Source organism: Pseudomonas sp. ICMP 10191 (genome assembly GCF_001467335.1).
Taxonomy (GTDB): Bacteria; Pseudomonadota; Gammaproteobacteria; order Pseudomonadales; family Pseudomonadaceae; genus Aquipseudomonas; species Aquipseudomonas cerasi.
Window position 1 is genome coordinate 141,376 of sequence record NZ_LKGW01000113.1, and the last position, 24,520, is coordinate 165,895.

Sequence of the window (24,520 nt, forward strand, 5' to 3'; positions counted from 1 at the left end):
TTTAAACGAACGCCTTCGCGAACAAGCGAAGCGTCACCCGGTTCGCTCCTGCAAACCGTTTCGGCCTATTGGGGCGTGGCGTGCGCTTACCCGCCCAGATACGCGTCCCGCACTTTCGGATCGACCAGCAGTTCTTCGCCTGTGCCTTGCATGACCACGCGGCCGTTTTCCAGTACGTAGGCGCGGTCGGCGACTTTCAGGGCCTGGTTGGCGTTCTGTTCGACCAGAAACACCGTCACGCCATCGCGGCGCAGCTGTTCGACGATCTCGAAAATCTGCTGGATGATGATCGGCGCCAGACCCAGCGAAGGCTCGTCCAGCAACAACAGCTTGGGCTTGCTCATCAGTGCTCGACCGATGGCCAGCATCTGTTGCTCGCCACCGGACATGGTGCCGCCGCGCTGATTGAAGCGTTCCTTGAGGCGTGGAAAGAGCTGCAGGACCTTGTCCATCTGTTCCTGATAATCAGCCTTTTCCGTGAAGAAGCCGCCCATCGCCAGGTTCTCTTCAACGGTCAGACGCGCAAACACCCGACGGCCTTCCGGCACCACGGCAATGCTCTTGCGCATGATGATCGACGACTCCAGCCCGACCAGTTCCTCGCCCATATAGCGAATACTGCCGCTGTGGGCGCGTGGTGAGCCGCACAGTGTCATCAACAGGGTGGACTTGCCGGCACCGTTGGCACCGATCAGGGTGACAATTTCACCCTGACGCACTTCCACGTTGACGCTGTGCAGCGCCTGGATCTTGCCGTAGAAGGTGGAAACGTTTTCGAACTGCAGCATTTACGCTTCCCCCAGGTAGGCTTTGATCACATCGGGATTGTCACGAATCTGTTCCGGCGTGCCATCGGCCAGAGGCGTGCCCTGATTGATCACCACGATGTGGTCGGAAATGCTCATTACCAGTTTCATGTCGTGCTCGATCAACAGGACCGTAGCGTTGTGCTCGCTGCGCAACACGCCGATCAGCGCCTTCAGATCATCGGTTTCTCTGGGGTTCAGACCCGCCGCCGGTTCGTCGAGCATCAGAATGCGCGGGCGCGTCATCATGCAGCGGGCGATTTCCAGGCGGCGTTGCTGACCGTAGGCCAGCGTCCCGGCAGGGCGGTTGGCGAACTCCCGGAGGTTGACCGCCTCAAGCCAGTGCTCGGCGTAGTCCATGGCTTCACGTTCGCTGCGGCGGAACGCGGGCGTCTTGAACAGGCCGGACAGGAAGTTGGTGTTCAAATGCCGGTGCTGGGCAACCAGCAGGTTTTCCACGGCAGTCATTTCCTTGAACAGGCGCACGTTTTGGAACGTACGCACCACGCCCTTGCGCGCGATCTGATGGCCAGCCAGGCCCTGGATCGGCTCACCGTCCAGCAGAATCGTGCCCGCGCTTGGCCGGTAGAAACCGGTCAGGCAGTTGAAGACTGTCGTCTTGCCAGCGCCATTGGGGCCGATCATCGATACGACCTGCCCCTGATTGACGGTCAGGGCAACGCCATTGACCGCCAGCAGGCCGCCAAAACGCATGCTCAAGCCAGTGGCTTGCAGTAATGGGCGGCTCATTTCGACTGCTCCGCTTTCAATTTCATTTCGGGGCGCTGCATCGGCAGGAAGCCTTGTGGGCGCCAGATCATCATCAGCACCATCAGCGCGCCGAACATCAGCATGCGGTAGTCACTGAACTCACGCATCAGCTCGGGCAACAGGATCATCACGATGGCTGCCAGGATCACACCCAATTGCGAGCCCATGCCACCCAGCACGACGATGGCCAGGATGATTGCCGACTCGATGAAGGTGAACGATTCCGGGGTGATCAGGCCCTGACGCGCGGCAAAGAAGCTGCCTGCGAAACCTGCGAACGCAGCGCCAAGGGTGAACGCCGAGAGCTTGATCACGGTCGGGTTCAAACCCAGTGCACGGCAGGCGATTTCGTCTTCGCGCAAGGCTTCCCAGGCCCGGCCGATCGGCATGCGCAGCAGGCGATTGATGACGAACAACGCTGCCAGTGCCAGCAGCAGGGCGATCAGGTAGAGGAAGATGACCTTGTTGATCGAGTTGTACGGCAGGCCGAAGAACTCATGGAAGGTCTGCATGCCCTCAGCGGCCTTGCGCTCGAAGGTCAGACCGAAGAGGGTCGGCTTTTCGATGTTGCTGATGCCGTTCGGGCCGCCGGTGATATCGGTCAGGTTACGCAGGAAGATACGGATAATCTCGCCGAAGCCCAGCGTCACGATAGCCAGATAGTCGCCGCGCAGACGCAACACCGGAAAGCCCAGCAGGAATCCGAACAGCGCCGCCATCAACCCCGCGATCGGCAGGCAGATCCAGAAACCGAGTCCATAGTAGTGCGACAGCAGGGCATAGCTGTAGGCGCCGACCGCATAGAAACCGACATAGCCCAGGTCAAGCAGACCTGCCAGGCCGACTACGATGTTCAGACCGAGGCCGAGCATCACGTAGATCAGGATCAGCGTGGCAATGTCCACCGCACCGCGCGACCCGAAAAATGGCCAGATGAACGCAAGCACGATGAGCGCCGCAAGGCCCCAGCGCTGGGTTTTCGGCTGGGTCAGGAAGTCGCTGGTCTTTTGCGGGATCAGCGGCTTGTCGGAGCCGCGACGCAGGCCGCTGATCTGCTCGGCAAACAATACGCGCAGAAACAGTAGGACCGAACACACGGCAATGATGGTCAGGGTCAGCGGGCTGGCGTTCTGCACTTGCAGGGTGACGCCGGAAAAGGCCAGTTTCAGACCGAACACCGGATAGGCCACGGCCCAGACCAGTGCGGCGCTGAACAGCGCCTGTTTGAAGGACTTGCTCATACTTTCTCAACCTCCGGACGACCCAGAATGCCGGTCGGTCGGAACAGCAGCACCAGGACCAGCAGGCCGAAAGCCACGACGTCCTTGTACTGATCACCAAAAATGTCGGCACCGAAGGCTTCGGCGACGCCCAGCACCAGGCCACCGAGCACGGCACCCGGGATCGAACCGATACCGCCCAGTACTGCAGCCGTGAAGGCTTTCAGGCCGACGAGGAAGCCGGCGTTGGGGTTGATCACGCCGTATTGCATGCTCAGCAGCATGGCGGCGACAGCGGCCAGTGCCGCACCGACCACGAAGGTCAGGGCGATGATGTTGTTGGTGTTGATGCCCAGCAGATTGGCCATCTTCATGTCCTCGGCGCAGGCGCGGCAGGCGCGGCCCATTCGCGAGCGGGAAATGAACAGGGTCAGGCCGGTCATGGCCACCAGGGTGACGAGGAACACCACGATCTGTATGTAGGAAATCAGCACTTCCTCTGCGCCACCGGGCCCGAACGAGAGGCTGCCGGGTAGCAGGTTGGGGATGGCGAAGTTGCCCGAGCCCTGGGAAAGCTGGACCGAGTTCTGCAGAAAGATCGACATGCCGATGGCAGAAATCAGTGGAATCAGACGGTTGCTGTTGCGCAACGGACGGTAGGCCACACGCTCGATGCTGTATCCATAGGCACTGGTCACGATGATCGCAGCGGCAAAACCGGCAATCATCAGCAACGGCAGGCTGTGAATCCCCAGCATCGCCAAGCCGGCGAGTGCCATGAAAGCTACATAGGAACCGATCATGTACACCTCGCCATGGGCGAAGTTGATCATTCCGATGATGCCGTACACCATCGTGTAACCGATGGCGATCAATGCATACGTACTGCCAATGGTCAGGCCATTGACCAGCTGCTGCATGTAGTGGAATAACTCGGGCATTTACCGCGCTCCTAAAAACCTGATCTGCATTTCTCTGACCTGCGCCGGGGTGGCATTCTGTGGATGCGTAGCCTGTTGCGCTGCCAGGGAACCGCTGTTGACGGTTTTAAGATTTTCAGGGGGCCTCGTGCACGCCGTTCGGGTCGCCGAAACGTGCGTACGGGCCTGGATTCGTAAAACAAAGCCCACTGCGCTGGCAGTGGGCTTTGAGGGTTGATGCAAGCAGCTTATTTGGCGGCTTCGGTCTTGGGTTTGCCGAAGTGCCACTCGTAGACCACGAACTGGAAGTTCTTCAGGTCACCTTTTTCGTCGTAGCTCAGCTCGCCCATTGGCGTCTTGAAGGTACCGGCATGGATGGCAGCGGCCACCTTGGCGGTGTCTTCGGACTTGGCGGCAGCGATGCCGTCAGCAATGACCTGCACGGCGGAGTAGGACGGGTACACGAACGGGCCGCTCGGATCCTGGCTCTTGGCCTTGAAGGCTTCGGTCAGCGCCTGGTTGGCCGGGTCCTGGTCGAAGGATTTCGGCAGGGTGACCAGCAGGCCTTCCGAAGCATCGCCCGCGATTTGCGAGATCGACTCGTTGCCGACGCCTTCAGGGCCCATGAATTTGGCGTTCAGGCCTTTTTCCTTGGACTGACGCAGGATCTGGCCCAGCTCAGGGTGGTAGCCGCCGTAGTAGACGAAGTCGACGTTGGCCTGCTTGAGCTTGGCGATCAGCGACGAGAAGTCCTTGTCGCCAGCGTTAATGCCCTCGAACAAGGCAACCTTGACGCCTTTTTTCTCCAGCGTCTGCTTGACGGCTGTCGCGATGCCTTCACCGTACTGCTGCTTGTCGTGGATGACTGCAACGATTTTCGGCTTGGCGACGTCGGCAATGTAGTTGCCAGCGGCCGGACCCTGGGCGCTGTCGAGACCGATGGTGCGGAACACCAGTTTGTAGCCGCGCGCGGTGATTTCCGGGCTGGTGGCAGCCGGGGTCACCATGATGATGCCTTCATCTTCGTAAACGTCGGACGCTGGCTGAGCGGAGCTGGAGCAGAGGTGGCCGACCACGTATTTAACGCCGTCGTTGACCACTTTGTTGGCGACCGCAACGGCCTGTTTCGGATCGCAGGCATCATCGTATTCGACGGCTTCGAGCTTTTTGCCATCCACGCCGCCTTTGGCGTTGATCTGCTCGATGGCCATCTTGGCGCCATTGAACTGCATGGTGCCGTATTCGGCGACAGGGCCGGTCTTGGGGCCGGCGATGCCGATCTTGATGGTGTCAGCTGCGAACGAATGGCTGGCAACCCCCGCCATAACCAGTGCGGCAAACAGCCTTGAAAGCTTATTGGTACCCTTAGTCATGATGCTCCACTCTTGCGTTGTAGTTTTTATAATCCTGATGGCCAAGGCTCCAGGACCGATTCGATCACCGGTTGTCCCACGCCGCCAACTGTACCGGAACAGTTTAGAGCGCGGTTCGCTGGCTTGGAAAGCCGGGCGTCTGGGGACAAACCTGTGGGTGTCGCTTAATCGAAAGAAAGTTACAGAATCGAACCGCTTGAGTGTCTGAAATCACTTCAGATCCATAAGGTTATCTGCACTTCCCTGCGATAAATCGCCTGCTTCTGGGCTTGCCGGTGGGAAAGTCAGCGGTATGATTGCGCCGATTTTCTTTTTGGTGAAACCCATGACGCAAGAACCTAGCACCCTCTATGCCAAACTGCTTGGCGAAACGGCCTCAATCACCTGGACTGAATTGCAACCATTCTTTGCCAAGGGTGCCCTGTTGTGGGTCGAGTTGCCTCTGGATTTGATCGAAGTCGCCGAGGCAGTGGCCGAAAATGATGCAGCCAGGGTGTCTGCGTGGCTGGCAGAGGGGCGGGTTGGCAAGGTGTCTGAAACCAAGGCGCTTGAGCTGGTGGAGACAGATCCGCTGCTCTGGGCTGTGGTAGTGGCACCTTGGGTTTTGATTCAAAATAGGGCGCAGGATTGATTTGCGCACCAGTCAGGTGCCTTGCGGTTTTCCGGAGTGAGTGGGAAGGTAACTCTTCGGCAGCCCGCGTAGCGTAAAACCACACCGTTAAGGTGGCGGTTTCTGCGGGCTGCACTGTTTCTTTTGACGATGGAGCCTTGCGCTGCTCCTTCAGGTACGAACAGGTCTGGGACTGGCGAAGTCGTCATTTTCAGGCAGTTCGGCAAACACATCCGGAATGTCTGGTGTTTCGCTGTCTTGCCCCTGGCTGTGCTGTTGTGGCAGGGCAGACCAGCGGGTCGTGGGCTCGCGCTGGTTCATCTGTCTGGCAAGAGGCAGGATGCGCTCCAGCGGCTGGGGCCTGTTGAACAGATAACCCTGTACGTAATCACTGCCAAACTGCCTGAGAAACTCCAGTTGATCCTGGGTCTCGACGCCTTCGGTCACGACTTTCAAGCGCAGCGTATGCGCCATGACAAGGATTGCCTGAACGATTTCCATGTCCTGCGGGGACTGGGGGATGTCGATAATGAACGATCGGTCGATCTTCAACGTGTCCAGCGGCAGCCGCTTGAGATAGGCGAGCGACGAGTAACCGGTGCCGAAGTCGTCGATCGACAGGGAAACACCCAGGCTGCGAATGTGTTTGAGCATCAGGATAGTGTTGCTGATGTTGCCCATCAGGGCATTTTCGGTCACTTCCAGTTCCAGCCGTCCAGGCGCTGCGTCAGCATCGGCCAGCGCCCGCTCAACCTCTTCGACCAATTCGTTGCGGCCCAGCGTCAGCGCTGAGCAGTTGACGGAGATGATCAGCTTTTCCAGCCCTTCCTGATGCAGAGTGCGCAAGTCGTGACAGGCGCGGCGCAGCACCCAGTTATCCAGTTCGGCAATCAGGCCGTTGGCCTCGGCGATGCCGATGAAGCGTGCGGGTACCAGCAAGCCGTGCTGCGGGTGATTCCAGCGCACCAGCGCCTCGAGCTTGGCAACGTGGCCGGTGCGCATGTCGACGATAGGTTGGTAATACACCTGCAGCCCCGTTCCCTCGCGCAGGGCATTGCGCAGTTCTTCTTCCAGTTGCAGCTCCAGACTGGCCTTGGTCTTGAGGGCCGGATTGAAGAAGTTGACGCCGTTGCGCCCTTTGTCCTTTGACTGGTACAGCGCAAGGTCTGCGTGCTTGAGCAACTCATCGCAGGTCTCACCGTCACGCGGGAATACGGCAATGCCGATGCTGGTGGTCATGACCATGCGCCTTCCTGCCAGCGCGATGGTCTCCTTCATCTTTTGCATGACCCGATGAGCCAGATGGCGGGCCTCTTCGTAGTCCGGAATGCTCAGCAGGATGCAGAATTCATCGCCGCCGAAACGCGCCACCACGTCCTGGGTACGGGTAGCACTGCGGATACGCTCGGCGATCACCTTGAGCAGCTCGTCACCCGCATCATGGCCCAGGCTGTCGTTGATGCGCTTGAAGTGGTCGATGTCCAGAAACATCACCGCAAGCATGCCTTTGTTGAAGGTATGCTCCTGCAGCTTCTCGGCGAAGATCTGATTGAACCCGCGGCGGTTGATCAGGTTGGTCAGCGGGTCGTAATGCGCAACCTGCTGAAGCGAAACGCGTGCCTGATCCAGCTGGGTAAGCAGTGCATTGACCCGCTGCAGATCATGCTCCTTGCCTTGCAGTTTCTTGTCGGCCATTGCCGCGCTGATGCTGCCGGCGATGGTCAGCAGGGCGATGGCCGCGATGGTAAGCCCCAGTTGCTGGCTGTTTTCAGTGCTGGGGACGTGCAGCTCAATGCCTTCGGGTATCACCAGCCGCAGCGCCTTCATGCCCATCAGGTGCATGGTCAGCAGGCCTGCGCCCAGCAGAAGGCTGACCGCATAACGGAACATCTGATGAAACATGCCGTGGTACTGGCGCAAGTGCCGGGACAGGGTCAGCAGCGCAATGCTGGAAAGAACCGCGACCAGGATCGACAGGGCGAACATCCGCGGCTCGTAGTACTGCGTAGCGGTAGAGCGCATGGCTGACATGCCGAGGTAATGCATGACGCTGATGCCGATCCCCATCACCACCGCGCTGGTCAGGCAGCGTCTCAGGGTCAGCTCCGGGATGGTCAGCGCCCGCATGGCCACCAGTGCGGTAACCAGTACGATCAGCAGGGAAATCAGCGTGATGGAAAGGTCATAAGTGATTTTGAGCGGCGCCTGGAACGCCAGCATGCTGATGAAGTGCATCGCCCACACGCCACCGGCCAGGCATAACGCGCCCAGCGCCTTCCAGAGGCGACGGCTTTTAAGGGCGTCGACCTGGATGACACGGTCCGCAATGTCCAGCGTGGCAAAGCACGCAGCACAGGCCACGCCGTAAGCCAGCGCGACCAGAAACAGGTTGTGACTGCAGTCGATCAATAATTGCACGTCCGCTGGTGGGCCAGCGAATACGTTCAAACCCAGCCAATCCATAGCTTGCCCTTATCTCACTGCAAGGCCGCCAAGGCCGAAAGCCTGGCGTTCAAAGCTGAGTATAGAAGCTGTTTACAACCTGCAAATGCACGAGGTGCCAATTTGGCATCAAAGTGATGGCTGGCGTGTTTGGTGCTTATTGTTTAGAGGACGCAGAGCGTCCGGAAAGGCATGCCTACGCGGAGCATGGGCACGATAGGGGTTGTTGCGGATATCGCGGAGCAGGGGCGTGGTTACGGGACACATCGTTCCTCACGCTCCAGCGTGGGAATGCCTTTCATGACGCTCCGCGTCATAGCGTGAGCAAGAGCGTCATGCCCATGCGGGGCATGGGCATGACGGGCGGGTGTGTGACCAGCCCTCAGCCTGCGACCAGTACCCGGATCGCTTCCAGACGCAGGGCCGCTTTTTCAAGCATGGCCAGACCCTGTTCACGTTGCGTGCGCAGAGCCACCAGTTCACTGTCGCGCACGGTTGGGTTGACCGCTTGCAATGCCGTCAGGCGGGCCAGTTCTTCTTCGGTGTCGGCTGCCAGGCGACGCTGAGCTTCGGCGACGCGCTCTGCGTGTTTCGGCGTGATTTTCTCTTCGCCCGCGTTGATCCTCGGGGTCAGTTGGTCGCGTTGTGCCTGGATGAACTTGTTGGCGCTGGCACGGGGCACGCTTTCGAGCTGATCGTTGAGCGTATTGAACGACACACGGCTGGCCAGATCGTTGCCATTGGGGTCAAGCAGGCAGCGCAGCGCAGCAGGCGGCAGATAACGCCCCAGTTGCAGCGAGCGAGGCGCAACCACTTCGCTGACGTAGATCAGTTCGAGCAGAACGGTGCCCGGCTTGAGCGCCTTGTTCTTGATCAGTGCCACGGCGGTGTTGCCCATCGAGCCGGACAGCACCAGATCCATGCCGCCTTGCACCATCGGGTGCTCCCAGGTGATGAACTGCATGTCCTCGCGGGACAGCGCCTGATTACGGTCGTAGGTGATGGTCACGCCTTCGTCGTCGCCCAGCGGGAAGCTGGCGTCGAGCATCTTTTCACTCGGCTTGAGGATCAGGGCGTTTTCCGAGTGGTCCTCGCTGTCGATGCCAAAGGCGTCGAACAGGGTTTCCATGTAGATCGGCAGGCTGAACTGATCGTCCTGGTCGAGGATCGCTTCGACCAGCGCTTCGCCTTCGCCTGCGCCGCCGGAATTGAGTTCCAGCAAACGGTCGCGACCGGTATGCAGTTCGCTTTCCAGGCGCTCGCGTTCGCTGCGGGCTTCATCGATCAGGGTTTGCCACTCGTCGTCATCACCGCTTTCCAGCAACGGCAGCAGGCGCGGGCCGAACTGATGCTGCAGGGCGTTGCCGGTCGGGCAAGTGTTGAGGAATGCATTGAGCGCTTCGTGATACCACTGGAACAGGCGGGCCTGCGGACTGGTTTCCAGGAACGGGACATGCAGCTCGATGGTGTGCTTCTGGCCGATCCGGTCCAGACGCCCGATACGCTGCTCCAGCAAGTCCGGGTGCGACGGCAGATCGAACAGGACCAGATGGTGGGAGAACTGGAAGTTGCGGCCTTCGCTGCCGATTTCCGAACAGATCAGCACCTGGGCGCCGAACTCTTCGTCTGCAAAGTAGGCCGCGGCTCGGTCGCGCTCGAGGATGTTCATGCCTTCGTGGAAAACCGTGGCGGGGATACCGGAACGCACACGCAGCGCGTCTTCCAGGTCCATGGCGGTTTCGGCATGGGCACAGATGACCAGCACCTTGACGCGCTTAAGCATTTTCAGGGTATCGATCAGCCAGTCGACGCGTGGATCAAAGCGCCACCAGCGCTCTTCCTCGCTGACTTCCGACTGCGACTGGAAGCTGACTTCAGGGTAAAGATCGGCGTGCTCGCCGACCGGCAGTTCGAGGTATTCGACAGGGCAGGGCAGCGGGTATTGATGCAGCTTGCGCTCCGGGAAGCCCTGCACGGCGGCACGGGTGTTGCGGAAGAGCACGCGGCCGGTGCCATGACGGTCCAGCAGTTCGCGAATCAGACGCGATTTGGCTTCTTCGTCGCCGGTATTCACCGAGGCCAGCAGCGAATCGCCTTCGGCACCCAGGAAGCCGTGAATGGTTTCCTGCGCCTCGGCAGACAGCTTGCCCTTGTCGAGCAGCTCCTGAACGGCCTGAGCCACCGGGCGATAGTTCTCGCTCTCGGCGCGGAAGGCCTTGAGGTCGTGGAAACGGTTCGGGTCCAGCAGGCGCAGACGGGCAAAGTGGCTGTCCTGGCCCAGTTGTTCCGGCGTCGCGGTCAGCAGCAGTACGCCGGCAATGACTTCGGCCAGTTGTTCGACCAGCGAATATTCGCGGCTGGCCTTGTCTTCGTGCCAGACCAGGTGGTGCGCTTCGTCAACCACCATCAGGTCCCAGCCTGCCGCAAACAGGGCGTCCTGGGCTTTTTCGTCTTCGACCAGCCATTCCAGGGCGACCAGTGCGAGCTGGGTGTCTTCGAACGGGTTGCCGGCATCGCTTTCCATGAAGCGCTCGGCGTCGAACAGCGCGACCTGCAGATTGAAGCGGCGACGCATTTCCACCAGCCACTGGTGCTGGAGGTTTTCCGGGACCAGAATCAGCACGCGGCTGGCGCGGCCCGATAGCAGTTGGCGATGGATGACCAGACCGGCTTCGATGGTTTTGCCCAGACCCACTTCGTCGGCCAGCAGAACGCGCGGCGCGATACGGTCCGCGACTTCGCGAGCGATGTGCAACTGGTGGGCGATAGGCTGTGCCCGCACGCCACCCAGGCCCCACAGGGAGGACTGCAATTGGCGGCTGGTGTGTTCGAGCGTGTTGTAGCGCAGCGAGAACCATGACAACTGGTCGATCTGGCCGGCAAACAGACGGTCGGTCGCCAGGCGGAACTGGATAAAGTTCGACAGCTGGGTTTCCGGCAGCGTGACCAGTTCGTTCTGCGCGTTCAGGCCGTGGTAGACCAGCAGACCATCGACATCGTCGACTTCGCGAACGGTCATTTTCCAGTTTTCGAAGTGCGTGATCACGTCGCCAGGGGAGAAGCGCACGCGGGTCAGCGGCGCATTACGCAGTGCGTACTGACGTGTTTCGCCAGTGGCCGGATAGAGCACGGTCAACAAGCGGCCGTCCTGTGCCAGAACGGTGCCCAAACCCAGCTCGGCTTCGCTGTCACTAATCCAGCGTTGCCCCGGTTGATACTGCTGCGCCATGCTGCCTGTCTCCCGCTTGAAAAAGCTGAGTATGTTAACGGAACACGCCCCGAAGGCCAAAGGCAGCGTGAAAAAACTCATGGTCAGCGCCGGAACCTATCGAATTTTTGGTTCCATGACACTTATTTCACTGAGAGGGGTCAAAAAAGATCTTATAAACCACCACTGGCTCTTTCAGCCCGGTTCAAGTTGCCTCGTGCACGGCCGAAACCCCGGTAAGAGGAGATAAAACCATGCTGCAACCTATGCTTCCGTTAAGTGTGGTGCCTGTGACATCACAGCTGGATCCGGCCAAGCGCATGCCGGACATTCCACCTGTAGCGCCGGTACAGGAGAGCTCCAGCGAGACCTCCATCGACCTGCGCAATGAAGATACTGAACGCAGCGCGTTGCTGTTGCGTGAAGAGCAACAGCGCCAGCAGCAACAGCAGCAGGCTCATGGCGGCGGAGAAGCCGAGGAATACGTCGGGCTGGTCGTCCCGGGTGATTCGCTGAACGCCGACAACACCGTACCCGTTGTACCGCTCATCGACGACGAGCCGCGCCAGGGGCTTTGGGTGGATATCCAGATCTGATCGCTGCACCGCCCAGGGCTGTACTGGTCACGGGACTGGTCAGGGCCGCTGCGATTGAGCATTATTGGCCCTGATTTCCCGTGTTCGAGAACCGCAAGCCATGAGCGACGATGCACAATTGATCGACCTGGGTGCCGAGCGCGCCAAGCGTATCCACGATCTGAATGACAAGCGCCTCAATGAAGTGCGTAACGCCTTCGAACAGGCGATGCCATTGAGCAGCAAAAAACCGAAGAAAAAGCCCAAAAAACGCTGATCCAGCCGCCACACCCTTGATCTGATCAGTCTGGTTCAGTAACAGCTGATCTGGATCAACTCGCCGTTATGTTCGCTGCCTTAATCTTGTTCCATCGAATGCGTTGTGGGCGGACACGCGCCTGCATGCATTCAATGAGCACGCAAGGCACTTGGGGCGACTTCGGTCGCCCTTTTTTTCTTCTGCATGCCACGCCCTGCATCGAACGCCGGGCGCTATCAGCTCACGGTTTTGGCACCGGCATTGGCCAAGTCATAGGCTCTGGCGGCTTCGGCGGTCTTGATGTCGCGCTGATAGCTCGGCGTCCAGGCGGTCACCAGTGACTTCTGGGTGAAGCTGACATTGCTGCCGATGTCCTTGAAGTGCGCATCGCCATAGTCATCCAGCACGCCGGAGTTGCTGGCCTTGTTGGAAACATCCACGCCTTTTGCGAAATAGTTGGCCTGCGAGAGGATGGTCGCATCCCCCGTCGCGGTGAAGCCAAGATGGAAGTTGTCGATCGAGTTGTTGTAAACGTCAAAGTCGCCATGCCGCATCAGGCCGGGTGCCCGAACATCCAGGTTGCTGAACACATTGTTGGCGATGGTCATGCGCGGGTAACCCTTGTACTCGGCCTTGGCTTGAGCGGAGTCGTCCGGCTGACCGAGAATCACGCCATATTCGTTGTTCTGGAATTTCGAGTTGGTCAGACTGACGTTGTCTGCCGTCCCGCCGACATAAAGCAGTTTGTCCAGGCCTTTGGCGTTCTGATCCTTGGTGCCTGAATAGGTGTTGTGATCGATCCAGTATTTCTGACCGCTGCTGATGAACATCTGCATGTCACCGTTTTCGCGATAACGGCTGTCGTGGTCGAAGTTCAGATTCTGGAAGATGTCATTGCTGGCGGTCTTGCCGCTGGCCAGGTAGATGTTGTGCAGGCTGTTGCCCTTGTCGGTACCCAGCAGGGTCTTGTTGGCGCCAAAGTTGATGGTCACCTTGCTGTCGGCAGACAGGTTGGCCCCCAGTTTGACGGTACGGGCTTTGTCGTCCTCCATGTACTTCTTGAGGTCCGCTACGGTATTGACCGTGACGACTTCGCCACCATTACCGCCGGTGGTATTCGCCTGTTTGGCGAAGCCGACCATTCCGGACATGTCGGCCCCAGGACCGTTGCCCGCTCGGTGCGCGGGTTGCGCCACTTTTTCTGTGGTCTCAGATCTGTCTGTGGCGGTTGGCAACGTTTTGGCGGGCGCAGGCTGATTGGCGGCTGGCGTATTGCCTTGGGCTGACGCCGAAGTGCGCGTCGTATCAGACGGCGCTGCTGTGGCGTTCTTTTGCAGCGAGACCGGTTTGTCGGTCGGATAATCGTTTTTCACCACGAACGGCTTTTCTGTGTTGCCGGACGATGACGGCGACCCTGACGAGGGGGCTGATGAAGACTGAAGGGAGGTCGGCGCCTGTTCCCGTTCAGACGGTGCAGGTGCCGGTGTCGAGCCGTCCTGCTGATGCCCTTGTGATCTGGAAAACAGATCCTTGAGGATGGTGCGAATGGCTTCCACCAGCTTGTTCAGCAACAACTCGACGGGGTTTTCAGTTGCACCCGAGGCTGCGTTTGTAGCGGGCGTTTGCGCCCTGGAGCCAAGGCCATTGAATGACGACTGCAACCCTGTTGCCTGCTGCGGCGGGGCGAAGTCGACCAGTTTGCTGCCATTGCCGGACGTGACCTGAGGTGGCGGACTGTTATCGGCTTGCGGGTTTATGCCCTGGGTTGGTTGCCCGGAGACGGGATAATAATTTCGGGTGATCATATTCATGGGTGATTGCCCCGCCTGCAGGAATGAACGATTCGTGATCCGGATAAGGTAGCGCTGGTTTCCTGAGTGGAAAGCGCAGCCAAAACAGTTCCGAGGGCATCATGAATTTGTGTTCAGGTCAGCAGTGGAGCCCGGGCGCGGCCGCAGGTGCGCGCGCCGGTTCCGGGTATCAGCCGAAAGTGATCTCGGGCAATACGGTCAGGTCGACGGTCTGCTGCTTGCGCGGGGCGAGAATCTCGGCTTCGCCGTCTACAACCAGCTCATCGTTCTGATTGAAAACACGGGTGGCGATGCGCACGCGGAATTTCGGCAGTTTTTCCAGGATTTCCAGGCGCACAGTCAGGGTATCGCCCAGTTTCACCGGCTTCTGGAAGGTCATCTGCTGACCGATATAGATGGTGCCGGGGCCAGGCAACTCGCATGCAACCGCCGCACTGATCAGTGCGCCGCTGAACATGCCGTGGGCAATACGCTCCTTGAACATGGTCTTGGAGGCGTATTCGGCGTCCAGGTGGACCGGGTTGTGGTCTCCGGACATGGCGGCGAACAGTTGAATGTCACGCTCTTCCACTGTCTTGCTGTAGCTGGCGGTCTGACCGACTTCAAGAGCTTCGTAAGGCGTGTTGGTGACTTGAGTCATGTGGCTGTCCTGACAATAAAAATGAATTGAAGCGTGCCGGTTCGTGCAATCCGACCTGGCCTTGATTTGTAACACTTGATGACCTGTCGCCGCCAATGCGCGGACAAGATCATTCAGACGCTTGCTGGCGCTCCCCGGATCACATTCAAGGCAAATAATAAGCAAACGCCATGTGAATACGGCTACTGAGCGATCGGGCAAGTATCTTTACCAGCCCGATTGCCGTGAGCAGTGTATCGCCGACGACAGATTTCAGTCTGAACAGAGACAAGATTCATGCTGCTGATGAGGCCCGGACGATCATTTGCCTGAGACACTTTAACTGCTAACGTCCGCCCAGAACCATGCAGGGAAAAAGGATAAAAATAATGCAAGCTGACTTCTGGGATGACAAGCGTCCGGCGGGTGTCGACGCCGAGGTGGATCTGCAAACCTACCAATCGGTCGTCGAGGTGTTCGAGCGCTGCTGCAGGAAATTCGCCGACCGACCTGCGTTCAGCAACATGGGCGTGACGCTGACCTACGCGGAACTCGAGCGTCACTCCGCCGCCTTCGCCGCGTATCTACAGCAGCATACGCAACTGGTGCCGGGTGATCGCATTGCCGTACAGATGCCCAATATCCTGCAATATCCGATCGCCGTATTCGGTGCGATGCGCGCCGGTCTGACGGTGGTCAACACCAACCCGTTGTACACCGCACGCGAGATGCGCCATCAATTCAAGGACTCTGGTGCCAGAGCGCTGGTTTACCTCAACCTGTTCGGCAAGCTGGTGCAGGAAGTGCTGCCGGACACGGCCATAGAATACCTGATCGAAGTAAAAATGGGCGACATGCAGTCGGCGGCCAAGGGCTGGCTGGTCAATACCATTGTCGACAAGGTCAAGAAGATGGTCCCCGAATTCCATCTGCCTCAGGCCGTCGGCTTCAAGCGCGCGCTGCGCCTGGGGCGCGAGAGCCGCATGCAGGTCGTACCGCGAGGTCTGCAGGATGTTGCCGTTCTGCAATACACTGGTGGCACCACGGGGCTGGCCAAAGGCGCGATGCTCACCCATGGCAATCTGGTCGCCAACATGCAGCAAGTCTATGCCTGCATGCGCCAGCAAGGACCTCAAGGCGGATCGCTGTTTGAAGAGGGCAAGGAGGTGATGATTGCGCCGTTGCCGCTTTATCACATCTATGCGTTCACGGCGAACTGCATGTGCATGATGATCAGCGGCAATCACAACATCCTGATCACCAACCCTCGCGATATCGGCGGCTTCATCAAGGAGCTGGGCAAGTGGCGTTTCACTGCCATGATCGGCCTCAACACGCTGTTCGTGGCGCTCATGAACCACCCGGAATTCAAGAATCTGGATTTCTCGGCGCTGAAAAGCACCAACTCCGGTGGCACTGCACTGGTCAAGGCCACGGCCGAGCGCTGGGCGCAGATCACCGGCTGCACGATCGTCGAAGGTTACGGCCTGACCGAGACGTCGCCTGTCGCCAGCGCCAATCCCTATGGCGCCCTGGCACGCCTGGGAACCGTGGGCATTCCCGTGCCCGGCACCGCGATGAAAGTCATTGATGACGATGGCATCGAGTTGCCTTTCGGCGAGCGTGGCGAGCTGTGTATCAAGGGGCCGCAGGTCATGAAAGGCTACTGGAACCAGCCTGATGCCACGGCCGAATGCCTGGACGCCGAAGGCTGGTTCAAGACCGGTGACATTGCCGTGATTGGCGCTGACGGGTTCGTCAGTATCGTCGACCGCAAGAAAGACTTGATCATCGTGTCCGGTTTCAACGTCTACCCCAACGAAATCGAAGACGTGGTCATGGCCCATCCGAAAGTCGCCAACTGCGCCTGTATCGGCGTGCCGGACGAGTGCTCGGGGGAGGCCGTGAAGCTGTTCGTGGTGGCGCGAGACCCGCAGCTGAGCATTGAAGAGCTCAAGGCCTTCTGCAAAGAGAATTTCACCGGCTACAAGGTGCCCAGACAGATCGTTCTGCGTGATTCATTGCCGATGACTCCGGTGGGCAAGATTCTGCGACGCGAGCTTCGGGACATCGCCTGACCCTTTAATCGTCTCCATGTGTGTACCTGGCCCCGTTTGCAGAACGCTGTAAACGGGGTCGGTTTTTTTCGGAAACAGGCGATTATATTGATTGACCGCTCTGTTCCGGTACTTTCGACGTGATGATGAAAATTTATTAAATGAATTTAAAGTGACTGCTTGTTAGTTTCTGGTCGTATTCGTGACTGTGTGGCCTGCTTCTGCCTCTAGTCGGCCTTTGGCAAAGCTGCTACTCTCGGCGCGCTTTTTGATCAGTCATAAAGCGAAAAAGCGTCTACTGCATAATTCCAAGCACAAGAAAATCATCGCTTCAGGCGATGTGAAGAATTCGCTATCGCTACGGAGCCGACTGAATGATTGATAACTTCTGGAAGGACAAGTACCCGTCCGGTATCCCTGCCGATATCAACCCCGACGAGTACCCTAACGTCCAGGCGGTCCTGAAGCAGTCCTGCCAGCGCTTCGCCGACAAGCCGGCGTTCAGCAACCTGGGCAAGACCATCACCTACGGCGAGCTGTATGAGCTGTCCGGCGCGTTTGCCGCCTGGATTCAGCAACATACCGACCTGCAGCCGGGTGACCGTATCGCCGTGCAGCTACCCAACGTATTGCAGTACCCGATTGCCGTCTTTGGTGCGATTCGCGCCGGGCTGATCGTGGTCAACACCAACCCGCTGTACACCGCGCGGGAAATGGAACACCAGTTCAACGACTCCGGTGCCAAGGCGCTGGTGTGTCTGGCAAACATGGCCCATCTGGCCGAGAAGGTCGTACCCAAGACGCAGATCAGGCAGGTGATTGTCACCGAAGTGGCCGACATGCTGTCGCCGTTCAAGCGCTTGCTGATCAATAGCGTCATCAAGTACGTGAAGAAGATGGTCCCGGCCTATCACTTGCCCAAGGCCATCAAATTCAACGATGTGCTTGGCAAGGGCCGTGGTCAGCCAGTGACCGACGTGTCGCCCGGCAGCGCCGATGTTGCCGTGCTGCAGTACACCGGCGGCACCACCGGGGTGGCCAAGGGGGCAATGCTGACGCACCGCAACCTGATCGCCAACATGCTGCAATGCCGCGCGCTGATGGCTTCAAATCTGGGCGAAGGCTGTGAAATCATCATCACGCCGTTGCCGCTGTATCACATCTATGCCTTCACCTTTCATTGCATGGCGATGATGCTGCTTGGCAATCACAACATCCTGATCAGCAACCCGCGTGACCTGCCGGCCATGGTCAAGGAGCTTTCGAAATGGAAGTTCAGCGGCTTTGTCGGCCTTAACACGCTGTTCGTGGCCCTGTGCAATAACGAAGGCTTCCGCAACCTCGATTTCTCGGCGTTGAAAGTCACCTTGTCCGGTGGCATGGCCCTGCAGCAGGCCGCCGCCGAGCGCTGGAAGCAGGTGACGGGCTGCCAGGTCTGCGAAGGCTATGGCATGACCGAGACCAGCCCGGTGGCCACGGTCAATCCCGCTCAGGACGTGCAGATGGGCAGCATCGGCATTCCCGTACCGTCGACCCTGTGCAAGGTCATCGACGATGCGGGCAACGAGCTGGCGTTCGGTGAAACCGGCGAGCTGTGCATCAAGGGGCCGCAGGTCATGAAGGGCTACTGGCAGCGCCAGGAAGCGACCGATGAAATGATCGACAGCGAAGGCTGGCTGAAGACCGGCGACATCGCGATCATCCAGCCTGATGGCTACATCCGGATCGTCGATCGCAAGAAAGACATGATCCTGATCTCCGGTTTCAACGTGTACCCCAACGAACTGGAAGACGTACTGGCGACACTTCCCGGCGTGCTTCAATGCGCGGCCATCGGCGTACCGGACGAGAAATCGGGCGAAACCATCAAGGTTTTCGTGGTGGCCAAACCGGGCGTGACCCTGACCAAGGATAAGGTCATGGAGCACATGCGCGCCAACCTGACCGGCTACAAAGTGCCACGCAGCGTCGAATTTCGCGACGTGCTGCCAACCACCAACGTCGGCAAGATCCTGCGTCGCGAGCTGCGTGACGAGGAATTGAAGAAGCTGGGTGTGAAGAAGTAGGGTGGAGCGTCCAGAGCGGCATGCGACGCGGAGCGCCGCACGATAGTTGCGATTATCGTTCCCTACGCTCCAGCGTGGGAATGCAGGTCTCGACGCTCTGCGTCGCAAGAGGACGCAGAGTGTCCGGAACGGCATGCGACGCGGAGCGCCGCACGATAGTTGAGATTATCGTTCCGCACGCTCCAGCGTGGGAATGCAGTTCTCGACGCTCTGCGTCGCAAGAGGACGCGCAGCGTCCGGAACGGCATGCGACGCGGAGCGCCGCACGATAGTTGCGATTATCGTTCCCTACGCTCCAGCGTGGGAATGCAGGTCTCGACGCTCTGCGTCGCAAAAAGGGCGCGAAGAGTCAGGAATGGAGTACCTCATACTTTATTGTGATTGAGCACTGCTGCCTCAAACCATGACCGCAATGGATAGCCTGACACTCAGGCCATTCGTCACGACCCGCCACAATCTGCGACAATCCGCACCTGCCATTTGAAAAAAGACCCTGCGCGCCTGATGACCGACGAATCGCCCTCTATCGACCAACTTCTGAAAAACCTCGACCAAGCGATGATCAGCGAACGTCATCGTCTGCGCCGTCAGTTGCACGACCTGCGCAAAAAGCCCGACGAGGCGAAGCTGGCGCAGTGGGTTGCGCGGGTGCAGGCGTCCTGTGCGCAGGTCACGGCGCGGCGTGAAAGTGTGCCGGCGATTCGTTATGACGATAACCTGCCCATCGCGGCCAAGCGTGACGAGATCAAGGAGGCGCTGCTCAAGCACCAGGTGCTGATCATTGCCGGCGAGACCGGCTCCGGGAAGACCACCCAGTTGCCGAAGATCTGCCTGGAAATCGGTCGCGGTCAGCACGGTCTGATCGGTCATACCCAGCCGCGCCGTATCGCCGCTCGCAGCGTGGCCAGCCGGGTTGCCGAGGAGATCGGCACACCGTTGGGCGCACTGGTCGGCTATCAGGTGCGTTTCGAGGATCAGAGCGACAGCAATACCCTGATCAAGCTGATGACCGACGGTATTCTGCTGGCCGAAACCCAGCATGACCGCTTTCTTGAGCGCTACGACACGATCATCGTCGACGAAGCCCACGAACGCAGCCTGAACATCGACTTCCTGCTGGGTTACCTGAAAACCCTGCTGCCGCGTCGTCCGGACCTGAAAGTCATCATCACCTCCGCGACCATCGACCTGCAGCGCTTTTCCGAGCATTTCAACGATGCGCCGGTGATCGAAGTGTCCGGGCGTACCTTCCCCGTGGACGTCTGGTATCGCCCGCTGACCAGCGAGCAGGACGAAGACGGCAACAGCGTTGAAGAGGACCTGACCGTCGATCAGGCGATTCTGGCCACTCTGGACGAACTGGCGGCCTTCGAGCGCAGCGAGCGCAAGAGCCCAGGCGATGTGCTGGTTTTCCTGCCCGGCGAGCGCGAGATCCGCGATGCCGCCGAAGTGCTGCGCAAGGCGCAGCTCAGGCATACCGAGATCCTGCCGCTTTACGCGCGCCTCTCGCCGGCCGAGCAGCAGCGTATCTTTCAGTCGCACCCCGGTCGTCGCGTCGTACTGGCCACCAACGTTGCTGAAACCTCGCTGACCGTGCCAGGCATCCGTTATGTGATCGACACCGGTACGGCGCGCATCAGTCGCTACAGCTATCGCGCCAAGGTCCAGCGCCTGCCGATCGAGGCGGTGTCGCAGGCCAGCGCCAACCAGCGCAAAGGCCGTTGTGGACGGGTCGAACCCGGCCTGTGCGTGCGTCTGTACAGCGAAGAGGATTTCAACGGTCGGCCGGAATTCACCGACCCCGAGATCCTGCGCACCAACCTGGCTGCGGTCATCCTGCAGATGCTGCACCTGCGCCTGGGCGAGATCACCGACTTCCCGTTCATCGAACCGCCGGACGGCAAGGCGATCAGCGACGGTTTCAACCTGTTGCAGGAGCTCTCGGCGGTCAACCGTGAGAATCAGCTGACCCCGCTGGGCCGTCAACTGGCGCGTCTGCCGGTGGACCCGCGTATGGGCCGCATGCTGCTGGAAGCAGCGAAGCAGGGCAGCCTGCAGGAAGTGCTGATCGTCGCCAGCGCCATGTCGGTACAGGACGTGCGCGAGCGCCCGCCCGAGCGTCAGCAGGCCGCGGATCAGGCCCACGCGCAATGGAAGGACGCCGACTCGGACTTCGCCGGGATGGTCAATCTATGGCGCGGCTTCGAAGAGCAGCGCCAGACCCTGACCGCCAGCCCGCTGCGTAACTGGTGCCGGCGCAATTTCCTGAATTACCTGCGCCTGCGGGAATGGCGCGATTCCCATCGGCAATTGAGTCTGATCTGTCGCGACCTGCAACTGACGGTCAACAAGGAGCCGGCCGATTACCCGAAATTCCACAAGGCCATTCTTTCCGGTCTGCTGAGTCAGATCGGGCAAAAGACCGACGAGGGCGATTACCTCGGCGCACGGCAGCGGCGCTTCTGGATTCATCCGTCCTCCGGATTGGGCAAGAAGCGTCCACAGTGGCTGATGACCGCCGAACTGGTGGAAACCACCAAGCTGTACGCGCGCATGGTCGCCAAGATCGACTCGGACTGGATCGAGCCGCTGGCCGGCCACCTGATCAAGAAAAATCATTTCGAGCCGCACTGGGAGAAGAAGCGCGGGCAGGTTGTGGCGTTCGAACAGATTACGCTGTTCGGCCTGATCGTGGTGGGCCGTCGCCCTGTGCATTTCGGCCCCATCGACCCGGTGGTTTCGCGCGAGCTGTTCATTCGTGAAGGCCTGGTGCGTGGCGATATCCTGTCGCGGGCCAAGTGCCTGAGCGCCAATACCCGCTTGCTGGAGCAGCTCGACGAGCTGGAAGCCAAGGCTCGACGCCGCGATATTCTGGCTGACGAAGACACCTTGTACAGCTTCTATGAAGCACGCATCCCGGCCGAGATTCATCAGACGGCCACCTTCGACAGCTGGTACAAGACCGAAAGCCAGAAGAATCCGCAGCTGCTGATCATGCGCGAAGAGGACGTGCTGGCTCGCGAGGCCAGCGAAGTCACCGCCGCGCAATACCCGGATACCTTGCGTCTGGGCGACCTGAGCCTGTCGCTGAGCTACCACTTCGAACCCAACCACCCGCGTGACGGCGTGACCTTGCGCGTTCCCGCGCCATTGTTGCTGTCGCTGCCTGCCGAGCGTCTTGAGTGGCTGGTGCCGGGGTTGCTCGAGACCAAATGCATCGCGCTGGTCCGCAACCTGCCCAAGGCGGTACGCAAGAATTTCGTGCCGGTCCCGGATTTCATCAAGGCGGCGTTGCAGCGCATTACTTTCGGCGAGGGCTCGTTGCCTCAGGCGCTGGGTCGTGAACTGCTGCGCATGACCGGCGTACGGGTCAGCGACGAAGCCTGGACCGAGGCGGCACAGCAGCTTGAACGCCACCTGAAGATGAACCTGGAAATCGTCGATGGCAGCGGCAAGTTTCTTGGTGAGGGACGTGATCTGGCCGAGCTGACGGCGCGCTTTGCCGAGGCGAGCCAGGCCGCGCTGGCCGTGCCGCAAACCGCAAAAAGCCAGCAGCCGGTGCAGGCCAAGGCCTTCGCAGCGGTGGCGCAGAAAACCCAGCAGAACATCGCCGGGCTGTCGATGACGGTCTATCCGGCGCTGGTCGAAGAGGGCGGCGCGGTCAAGGAAGGCCGGTTCTCGACTCAGGCCGAGGCCGAATACCAGCATCGCCGCGCCTTGCAGCGTTTACTGTTGCAGCAGTTGGCCGAACCCGCCAAGTTTCTGCGCAACAAATTGCCGGGGCAGACCGAGCTGGCCTTGCTGCATCGCGAACTGGGGCGCATCGATGCGTTGATCGAAGACATTCTGCTGGCCAGCCTCGACAGTTGCGTGCTGGAAGGTGAAACCGAGTTACCGCGCGACGGTGCCGGCCTGCTGTCACTGGCTGAGCGCAAGCGCGCCGACTGGACCGAGCATGCCGAGCGGCTCGCGAAGCTGACGCTGGAAATCCTCAAGCTGTGGCACGGTCTGCAAAAGCGCTTCAAAGGCAAGATCGACCTGTCCCAAGCGGTGGCGCTCAACGATATCAAGGCGCAACTGAGCAAGCTGGTGTACCCCGGATTCGTCCGCGAGACCCCGGCGGTATGGCTCAAGGAGCTGCCGCGTTACCTGAAGGCTATCGAGATGCGCCTGGAAAAACTCCCGGCTCAGGTGCAGAAGGACAGGGTATGGAGCATCGAGCTGGCAGGTCTGTGGACGCAATATCAGACACGCGCCGACAAGCATGCTCAAGAGGGCAAGCGTGACCCGGAGCTGGCGCTGTACCGCTGGTGGATGGAGGAATACCGCGTCTCGCTGTTCGCCCAGCAACTGGGCACCAAAATGCCGGTGTCGGACAAACGGTTGAGCAAGCAGTGGAGTCAGGTGGAGAGCTGATCCACTGCTTCCTGTCACCCAGTAAAAGGCGTCTATCGTGCCTATATTCATTGGCCCGATAGCGCCAAAACCGGGCTCTGTGGCACACTCCGCGCCTGTCTTCACCGTGTCATGAAATGCTGCTCCCTGTTACGGGCAGCTTTTACAGTCGCACTGGTACGTTGGTCCCAAAAACAGTGGGCCTTCAATTGCCGTGCCTGAGCAGGTCATTACCTGCAACTCAATAAGAGAGGAACGACCGTGCACAACGTCGTCATCAGCGGCACAGGCCTGTTTACCCCGGCCAACAGCATCTCCAACGAAGAGCTGGTGCAGTCTTTCAATGCCTATGTTGCACAGTTCAACAACGATAACGCCGCCGCTATCGAACGTGGCGACGTGCAGGCGCTGAGTGAATCCAGCGCCGCTTTCATCGAAAAGGCTTCGGGTATCAAAAGCCGCTTCGTCATGGACAAGGAGGGCATCCTCGATCCGCAGCGCATGAAGCCCAACCTGCCGGAGCGCAGCAATGACGAATGGTCGATCCTCTGTGAGATGGGTGTAGCTGCCGCCAGACAGGCGCTGCAACGCGCGGGCAAAACCGCTGCCGATATCGACGGTGTAATCGTTGCCTGCTCCAACCTGCAGCGGGCCTACCCGGCGATCTCCATCGAGATTCAACAAGCGCTGGGTGTCGCCGGTTACGGCTTCGACATGAATGTGGCCTGTTCCTCGGCCACCTTTGGCATTCAGGCAGCCTGCAACAGTGTGCAACTCGGTCAGGCCCGCGCCTTGCTGGTGATCAGCCCGGAAATCTGCACCGCACACCTTAATTTCCGTGACCGTGACAGCCACTTCATCTTTGGTGACGGCGCCACTGCCGTGGTGGTCGAGCGCGCCGACCTGGCAACCTCGCCTTACCAGTTCGATATCGTCAGCACCCGCCTGCTGACCCAGTTCTCCAACAACATCCGCAACAATTTCGGTTTCCTCAACCGTACCTCGGACGAGGGCCAGAATGCGCCGGACAAGCTGTTCGTGCAGGAAGGCCGCAAGGTGTTTCGCGAGGTGTGCCCGATGGTCGCCGAGCTGGTCGCTGCGCATTTGCAGGATAACGGCATCAACATCACTGACGTCAAACGCTTCTGGCTGCATCAGGCCAACCTGAGCATGAACCATCTGATCGTCAAGAAGCTGCTGGGCCGCGACGCTACGGTCGAAGAGGCGCCGGTGATTCTCGACACCTACGGCAATACCAGCTCGGCGGGTTCGGTGATTGCGTTTCACACCTATCAGGATGACTTGCCGCAAGGCGCGCTGGCGGTACTCAGCTCGTTTGGCGCCGGTTATTCGATCGGCAGCGTGATTCTGCGCAAGCGCTGATCGCG

At 59.6% G+C, this 24,520-nt stretch carries 16 protein-coding genes and 1 pseudogene; 7 read left to right on the forward strand and 10 right to left on the reverse strand.

Going from position 1 to position 24,520, the window contains the following annotated elements:
* Nucleotides 1-86: 86 nt before the first annotated feature.
* The 6 genes and pseudogenes from AO388_RS15460 to AO388_RS29635 form a co-directional block, all read right to left on the reverse strand.
* Complete coding sequence (locus tag AO388_RS15460) at nt 87-788, reverse strand: ABC transporter ATP-binding protein (protein WP_002554807.1); 702 nt, start codon at nt 786-788, stop codon at nt 87-89.
* Nucleotides 789-1,556, reverse strand: coding sequence for a high-affinity branched-chain amino acid ABC transporter ATP-binding protein LivG (livG, locus tag AO388_RS15465; RefSeq protein WP_003314434.1), 768 nt, complete (start codon nt 1,554-1,556; stop codon nt 789-791).
* Complete coding sequence (locus AO388_RS15470) at nt 1,553-2,818, reverse strand: high-affinity branched-chain amino acid ABC transporter permease LivM (RefSeq protein ID WP_003363501.1); 1,266 nt, start codon at nt 2,816-2,818, stop codon at nt 1,553-1,555. Before AO388_RS15470 ends, livG begins: the two co-directional genes overlap by 4 nt.
* Complete coding sequence (livH, locus tag AO388_RS15475; RefSeq protein ID WP_058416688.1) at nt 2,815-3,738, reverse strand: high-affinity branched-chain amino acid ABC transporter permease LivH; 924 nt, start codon at nt 3,736-3,738, stop codon at nt 2,815-2,817. Before livH ends, AO388_RS15470 begins: the two co-directional genes overlap by 4 nt.
* Before the next feature lie 227 nt (nt 3,739-3,965).
* Nucleotides 3,966-5,090: a branched-chain amino acid ABC transporter substrate-binding protein gene (locus tag AO388_RS15480; protein ID WP_003431160.1), complete on the reverse strand. Its 1,125-nt coding sequence runs from the start codon at nt 5,088-5,090 to the stop codon at nt 3,966-3,968.
* 75 nt (nt 5,091-5,165) lie between these two features.
* A pseudogene (locus AO388_RS29635) lies at nt 5,166-5,417 on the reverse strand (hypothetical protein); the annotation flags it as partial.
* On the opposite strand from AO388_RS29635, the gene AO388_RS15485 reads away from it, so the two are divergent.
* A complete protein-coding gene (locus AO388_RS15485; RefSeq protein WP_003393364.1) occupies nt 5,416-5,721 on the forward strand; it encodes a DUF2288 domain-containing protein in 306 nt (101 codons plus the stop codon). The pseudogene AO388_RS29635 and the gene AO388_RS15485 overlap by 2 nt on opposite strands.
* 150 nt (nt 5,722-5,871) lie before the next feature.
* Here the strand turns inward: AO388_RS15485 and AO388_RS15490 are convergent, their stop codons facing one another.
* Both AO388_RS15490 and rapA read right to left on the reverse strand, forming a co-directional pair.
* Nucleotides 5,872-8,163: a putative bifunctional diguanylate cyclase/phosphodiesterase gene (locus AO388_RS15490; RefSeq protein WP_058416689.1), complete on the reverse strand. Its 2,292-nt coding sequence runs from the start codon at nt 8,161-8,163 to the stop codon at nt 5,872-5,874.
* A 361-nt stretch (nt 8,164-8,524) separates the two neighbouring features.
* Nucleotides 8,525-11,371 carry an RNA polymerase-associated protein RapA gene (rapA, locus tag AO388_RS15495; RefSeq protein WP_003363488.1) on the reverse strand — a complete coding sequence of 949 codons (2,847 nt, stop codon included), beginning with the start codon at nt 11,369-11,371 and terminating at the stop codon, nt 8,525-8,527.
* A 233-nt stretch (nt 11,372-11,604) separates the two neighbouring features.
* Between rapA and AO388_RS15500 the strand changes: the two genes are divergently transcribed.
* The gene (locus AO388_RS15500; protein ID WP_003363486.1) at nt 11,605-11,946 is read left to right on the forward strand and encodes a hypothetical protein; all 342 of its coding nucleotides are present in this window, start codon (nt 11,605-11,607) and stop codon (nt 11,944-11,946) included.
* A gap of 100 nt (nt 11,947-12,046) precedes the next feature.
* Complete coding sequence (locus AO388_RS29375) at nt 12,047-12,202, forward strand: hypothetical protein (RefSeq protein ID WP_002554798.1); 156 nt, start codon at nt 12,047-12,049, stop codon at nt 12,200-12,202.
* A 218-nt stretch (nt 12,203-12,420) separates the two neighbouring features.
* Here the strand turns inward: AO388_RS29375 and AO388_RS15510 are convergent, their stop codons facing one another.
* Together AO388_RS15510 and AO388_RS15515 are read right to left on the reverse strand one after the other, a co-directional pair.
* Nucleotides 12,421-13,995: a pectate lyase family protein gene (locus tag AO388_RS15510; protein ID WP_058416690.1), complete on the reverse strand. Its 1,575-nt coding sequence runs from the start codon at nt 13,993-13,995 to the stop codon at nt 12,421-12,423.
* A 169-nt stretch (nt 13,996-14,164) separates the two neighbouring features.
* Complete coding sequence (locus AO388_RS15515) at nt 14,165-14,635, reverse strand: MaoC family dehydratase (RefSeq protein ID WP_003363482.1); 471 nt, start codon at nt 14,633-14,635, stop codon at nt 14,165-14,167.
* A 368-nt stretch (nt 14,636-15,003) separates the two neighbouring features.
* Here AO388_RS15515 and fadD2 point away from each other — a divergent pair, with 368 nt between their 5' ends.
* The 4 genes from fadD2 to AO388_RS15535 all read left to right on the forward strand — a co-directional run bounded on the left by fadD2 (nt 15,004) and on the right by AO388_RS15535 (nt 24,515).
* The gene (gene fadD2 / locus AO388_RS15520) at nt 15,004-16,692 is read left to right on the forward strand and encodes a long-chain-fatty-acid--CoA ligase FadD2 (protein ID WP_058416691.1); all 1,689 of its coding nucleotides are present in this window, start codon (nt 15,004-15,006) and stop codon (nt 16,690-16,692) included.
* A gap of 353 nt (nt 16,693-17,045) precedes the next feature.
* Complete coding sequence (gene fadD1, locus AO388_RS15525) at nt 17,046-18,737, forward strand: long-chain-fatty-acid--CoA ligase FadD1 (protein ID WP_003431149.1); 1,692 nt, start codon at nt 17,046-17,048, stop codon at nt 18,735-18,737.
* A gap of 504 nt (nt 18,738-19,241) precedes the next feature.
* Nucleotides 19,242-23,153, forward strand: coding sequence for an ATP-dependent RNA helicase HrpA (hrpA, locus tag AO388_RS15530; RefSeq protein ID WP_058416692.1), 3,912 nt, complete (start codon nt 19,242-19,244; stop codon nt 23,151-23,153).
* A gap of 240 nt (nt 23,154-23,393) precedes the next feature.
* On the forward strand, nt 23,394-24,515 hold the full coding sequence (locus tag AO388_RS15535; RefSeq protein WP_003363473.1) for a beta-ketoacyl-ACP synthase III: 1,122 nt from the start codon (nt 23,394-23,396) through the stop codon (nt 24,513-24,515).
* The last annotated feature ends 5 nt before the right edge of the window (nt 24,516-24,520 follow it).

Coding starts and splice junctions, on each gene's coding strand:
- AO388_RS15460 (WP_002554807.1), bottom strand. CDS start 788: ATGCTGCAGTTCGAAAACGTTTCCACCTTCTACGGCAAGATCCAGGCG.
- livG (WP_003314434.1), bottom strand. CDS start 1,556: ATGAGCCGCCCATTACTGCAAGCCACTGGCTTGAGCATGCGTTTTGGC.
- AO388_RS15470 (WP_003363501.1), bottom strand. CDS start 2,818: ATGAGCAAGTCCTTCAAACAGGCGCTGTTCAGCGCCGCACTGGTCTGG.
- livH (WP_058416688.1), bottom strand. CDS start 3,738: ATGCCCGAGTTATTCCACTACATGCAGCAGCTGGTCAATGGCCTGACC.
- AO388_RS15480 (WP_003431160.1), bottom strand. CDS start 5,090: ATGACTAAGGGTACCAATAAGCTTTCAAGGCTGTTTGCCGCACTGGTT.
- AO388_RS15485 (WP_003393364.1), top strand. CDS start 5,416: ATGACGCAAGAACCTAGCACCCTCTATGCCAAACTGCTTGGCGAAACG.
- AO388_RS15490 (WP_058416689.1), bottom strand. CDS start 8,163: ATGGATTGGCTGGGTTTGAACGTATTCGCTGGCCCACCAGCGGACGTG.
- rapA (WP_003363488.1), bottom strand. CDS start 11,371: ATGGCGCAGCAGTATCAACCGGGGCAACGCTGGATTAGTGACAGCGAA.
- AO388_RS15500 (WP_003363486.1), top strand. CDS start 11,605: ATGCTGCAACCTATGCTTCCGTTAAGTGTGGTGCCTGTGACATCACAG.
- AO388_RS29375 (WP_002554798.1), top strand. CDS start 12,047: ATGAGCGACGATGCACAATTGATCGACCTGGGTGCCGAGCGCGCCAAG.
- AO388_RS15510 (WP_058416690.1), bottom strand. CDS start 13,995: ATGAATATGATCACCCGAAATTATTATCCCGTCTCCGGGCAACCAACC.
- AO388_RS15515 (WP_003363482.1), bottom strand. CDS start 14,635: ATGACTCAAGTCACCAACACGCCTTACGAAGCTCTTGAAGTCGGTCAG.
- fadD2 (WP_058416691.1), top strand. CDS start 15,004: ATGCAAGCTGACTTCTGGGATGACAAGCGTCCGGCGGGTGTCGACGCC.
- fadD1 (WP_003431149.1), top strand. CDS start 17,046: ATGATTGATAACTTCTGGAAGGACAAGTACCCGTCCGGTATCCCTGCC.
- hrpA (WP_058416692.1), top strand. CDS start 19,242: ATGACCGACGAATCGCCCTCTATCGACCAACTTCTGAAAAACCTCGAC.